This window comes from Pseudogracilibacillus amylolyticus (SeqCode) (genome assembly GCF_051918545.1).
In the GTDB taxonomy this organism is placed as follows: domain Bacteria; phylum Bacillota; class Bacilli; order Bacillales; family Amphibacillaceae; genus Pseudogracilibacillus.
Genome location: NZ_JBPPZG010000280.1, coordinates 1 through 4348 on the forward strand (window position 1 = coordinate 1; position 4348 = coordinate 4348).

The window sequence follows — 4348 nt, forward strand, 5'->3', positions numbered from 1 at the left end:
CTACCAAGAGTGGCGATTACCCAAGAAGCCCCCACTTCAAGCAACCCGTAAGGGTGGTAAGTGGTGGGTAGTTCACTAAATTGTTAATTGTGAACGTAATGAACAAAACTTATATAAAAAACTAATTGCTCATTATTTTGAAAACGATTACATTCTGGGCAATTTAGATTATTGTTAAATTATAAATTTTAATAAAGTAACCAGAAGGGGGAAAACAGTTTGAAAAAGTATTTATCATTATTTTTGTTTGCGCTCTTAATGGTATTTAGTGCAGCTTGTTCTGATCAATCAGATGAAACAAGTAGCACAAGTGAGAATGAATCATCAGAAAGTAGTACCTCAGAAGGTGAGGCGTCTGATAGTAATTGGGAGCCAGAAGAGTCAATTGAAATTCTTGCACCATCTGGAGCTGGTGGTGGATGGGATACGACTGCACGTATGGCTGCTAAAGTATTCAATGAAGAAGGCATCATTGAGCAGAGTATGGGAGTTGTTAACAAAGAAGGAGGCGGTGGAGCAGTTGGTTGGGCATATATTGCTAGTAAAGAAGGCAGCCCTTACCACCTATTTGTTTCATCACCACCGATCATGTTCATCCCTTTAAATGGTCAATCTGAATATGGACATGAAGATTTTACTCCGCTTGCTAATATGATTGCGGATTACGGTGCATTTGCCGTAAAAGCGGATGCGAAGTGGAATGATTTAAACGAACTTTTTGATGATATGAAAAAGGATCCAGAGAGTATTACAGTAGTTGGTGCATCATCGCCTGGTAGTATGGATCACATGCAGTTTATTCAAATTGCCAAAGCTGCTGGGGTAGATATTACGAAAATTAAATATGTTTCCGATCAAGAGGGTGGCGGACTGACACAATTGCTAAATGGCAGTGTTGATGTGTTTTCAACTGGCGTTGCCGAAACCGTTGAACAAGTTAAAGCGGGCAAGATTAAAGTGTTAGGCGTTACATCTGAAGAAAGATTGACTGGTGATGTATTGGAAGATTTCCCGACTGCAATAGAACAAGGGATTGACGAATCGTTTACAAATTGGAGAGGATTTTTCGGTCCACCGAACATGGATGAAGCAGCAACTGAGTACTATATAGAGAAATTTAAGGAATTAAGTGATTCAGATGCTTTTGCTGAGATTCGCGATCAATATGGTTGGGATGAAATGTTCATGGCAGGTGACGATTACAGACAATTCTTGGATTTACAAAAAGAAGAACTTGGAGAATTATTGGATGAATTAGGGCTTGCCCAATAAACATGTGGTAGCAAATGAAGTCAATGATCCATTCATTGGCTTCATTTTATAACTTAAAGAAAAAATCTAGGTGGTGAAATCCATGCTTAAGACATTGAATCAGCGAATAAGCGTTGTATTACTATTAATTGGAATAGGTTATCTCATTTTAACATTTCGTTTACCTTCATTCGCATACACCGAGGTAGATGCAAATGTTATACCGATGTTTCTAGGGATACTTTTAATTGTGTTAGCGATATGCTTATTTTTTTCAAAGGACTCAGAAACGGAGGAGCAGAAAGCAAGAAGGAATATACCAAAGACAGATATCATTGCTTTAATTGTGGTATTCGCATTTGTATTTGTTTATATTATGTTTCTTGAAATACTCGGTTTTGTCGTTATGTCAGGATTATTTATTTTCTTTTGTTCATGGTTTCTTGGGTTTAAAAAGTATATCGCAAATATATTAACAGCTGTTATATTTCCTTTATGTATGTACTTTGCCTTTACAGAGTTTTTAAAAATTAGTTTACCAAAAGGAATATTACCATTTTAAAGGAGGGAAATTTACATGGGATCACTAGAGGGGATATTAACAGGATTTCAGCTAGCGTTTAGTCTAGAAGGAATGTTATTTGTATTTATCGGTTGCTTTGTTGGAACAATTATCGGAATGTTGCCGGGTTTAGGGCCGATTAGTGCCATTGCAGTCATGATCCCGATTACCTTTGGGATGGATCCTACACTTGCATTAGTGATGATGGCAGGTGTATATTATGGAGCTATTTATGGAGGATCCACTTCTTCCATACTATTAAATGCTCCAGGTGTCTCTGGAACTGTTGCAACTGCATTTGATGGGTATCCGATGGCACAACAAGGAAAGGCTGGAAAAGCTCTAGCAATTGCTGCCATTTGTTCCTTTCTAGGTGGTACGATAACTGTTGTTTTATTAATGCTACTTGCTCCAACATTGGCTAGTGTAGCGATTGTATTTGGCCCTCCTGCATATTTTGCCCTTATGTTTATGGGTTTAACAGCTATTTCTAGTTTATCAGAAGGATCAACCATTAAAGCGTTAATTTCGGCTGTTGCCGGATTTATGGTTGTTACAATTGGGATTGACGCTCAAACAGGGACACAGCGCTTTACTTTTGGCAATGTAAACCTATTGGAAGGTATTGATTTTCTAGTCATCGCATTAGGATTATTTGCCTTAGCGGAAGTATGTACATTGGTAATTAATCGAAAGGATGCAGCGCAGAGTAAAGCACATAAGATTGGTAGTATTCGTCTATCAAAACAAGATCTCAATGAAATGAAAGGTCCTGTTGGCAGACAATCTATAATTGGATTTTTAATCGGCGTTTTACCTGGGGCAGGGGCTACGATTGCTTCGTTTATTGCTTATATTATGGAGAAAAGGATCTCCAAAAACCCTGATGAATTTGGTAAAGGCGCTATTAAAGGAATTGCAGGTCCTGAAACAGCTAATAATGCCGCAACAAGTGGTGCTTTTGTGCCATTATTAAGTTTGGGAATTCCAGGATCGGGTACTACAGCAGTTATGTTAGGTGCGTTTATTGTGTTAGGTGTACAGCCTGGTCCATTATTAATGACAGAGCGTCCGGAGATTTTTTGGGGAATTATTGCAAGTATGTATATTGGGAATGTTGTGTTATTAATTTTAAATTTGCCATTGATACCGTATTTTGCAAAAATATTAAAAATTCCACGTCCATTATTAATCTCTTTAGTTGTTATGTTTAGTATTATTGGGGTATATGCAATTAGTTTTAACACATTTGATTTATATATGCTTTTACTTTTCGGGGTAGTTGGGTTTCTAATGCGTCTTTTCGCATTCCCCGCACCACCCTTTATCCTCGCATTTATTTTAGGAGGTATGATGGAGCAAGCGTTCAGACAATCATTAACCATTTCAAATGGTAGCCTATTAATTTTTGTAAAAGATCCAATTGCTTTATCACTATTACTTATTGCACTGTTATCTTTTCTATATCCGCTCTTTCGTCAATTACGGAAACAAAGGGCGTAATGCATCGATTTAAGAACAAATTGAGTCTGTGGATAGCTTTTTCTTATCTGCAGACTTTTTAATTTTGCTTTTGGCTCTGTTAAACTTTAATGTTGTTAAATAGATAAATTAAAGGAAACCAAACTATGGTTTCCTAATCTTTATTTAGCTACATCACTTTAAGTAAGAATGAACTGACTTTAACTCTCTACCGATAAAATTAGCGGATACAGGCGTTAATTCTATTTCTCTTGCTCAAACAGAGAGTTGACCGATATGATGAATTTCGTGGGCAATTATGTGATGTAATATTTCATCTTTAGTGTATTCATCTTCATCCCAGGGAACTTTTACAAATCTATCGTGTTTTTCATCTAAATTGGTCTTTAAAAAATCGACTATTTCATATCGTAATGTATTTGAGAGATTTTTCATCTTCTCAAGAGTCTTATAATTGTCAAAATCAAATACCACGTCTTCTTTACCCTGGATACCACGCAGCCAACTATATTCAACGTCAATAATGTGAAAAAGAGTGTATAAAATACTCTCGACTCCACCTATGCGGGCTTTTAACAACTCTCCTGTTGTTAGTTGATTGCACCAGTTAATCCATTCGTCTCTAACCTGCCAGTTGTACTCAAAAAACTTAATCATAATAATCACTCCAAAGTTAAATTTCTTGTCTAATTTAGTCATTTATCGCTGAAATATATTAAAGAACACATACTTGTTCTTGGCTTATTCCTCTGTGTTTAGATTTTCCGCCACGCTTACGAGGTTTTGAGGTTTTCGTTCTGAAATCCCACGTTGCCCATTTTCAGAGCACAGGAAATAGGTCTCGTCAACTTCAACGATACCATCAAATTTTTCAAAATCCATTTGTTTTAATGCACTTAACAGATTGTGTCTCCAATAAACACAGCCTTACTTTTTTAAAATATATCTCCTCTCAGGTCTACCAACCGTACCATAGTTGAGTTCTGCTTTTACGCGGTCTTGCGAAATTAAATATTCCAAGTAACGTCTTGCAGTAGTTCGTGTTACACCAAT

Annotated in this window: 3 protein-coding genes and 3 pseudogenes; 3 read left to right on the plus strand and 3 right to left on the minus strand. The window is 36.8% G+C overall.

Annotation, left to right across the window (positions count from 1 at the left end; translation table 11 throughout):
- Nucleotides 1-219 precede the first annotated feature (219 nt).
- The 3 genes from ACPYKA_RS19420 to ACPYKA_RS19430 all read left to right on the plus strand — a co-directional run bounded on the left by ACPYKA_RS19420 (nt 220) and on the right by ACPYKA_RS19430 (nt 3316).
- On the plus strand, nt 220-1272 hold the full coding sequence (locus ACPYKA_RS19420; RefSeq protein ID WP_479543848.1) for a tripartite tricarboxylate transporter substrate binding protein: 1053 nt from the start codon (nt 220-222) through the stop codon (nt 1270-1272).
- Nucleotides 1273-1354: 82 nt separating this feature from the next.
- Entirely contained in the window at nt 1355-1813 is a 459-nt protein-coding gene (locus tag ACPYKA_RS19425; protein WP_479543849.1) for a tripartite tricarboxylate transporter TctB family protein, read from the plus strand.
- 15 nt (nt 1814-1828) lie between these two features.
- Complete coding sequence (locus ACPYKA_RS19430; protein WP_479543850.1) at nt 1829-3316, plus strand: tripartite tricarboxylate transporter permease; 1488 nt, start codon at nt 1829-1831, stop codon at nt 3314-3316.
- Between the two features lie 153 nt (nt 3317-3469).
- Here the strand turns inward: ACPYKA_RS19430 and ACPYKA_RS19435 are convergent.
- The 3 pseudogenes from ACPYKA_RS19435 to ACPYKA_RS19445 form a co-directional block, all read right to left on the minus strand.
- A pseudogene (locus ACPYKA_RS19435) lies at nt 3470-3952 on the minus strand (DinB family protein).
- 61 nt (nt 3953-4013) lie between these two features.
- Nucleotides 4014-4213: pseudogene (locus ACPYKA_RS19440) on the minus strand (IS1595 family transposase); the annotation flags it as partial.
- 9 nt (nt 4214-4222) lie between these two features.
- Nucleotides 4223-4348 (minus strand): annotated as a pseudogene (locus tag ACPYKA_RS19445) (DNA-binding response regulator); the annotation flags it as partial.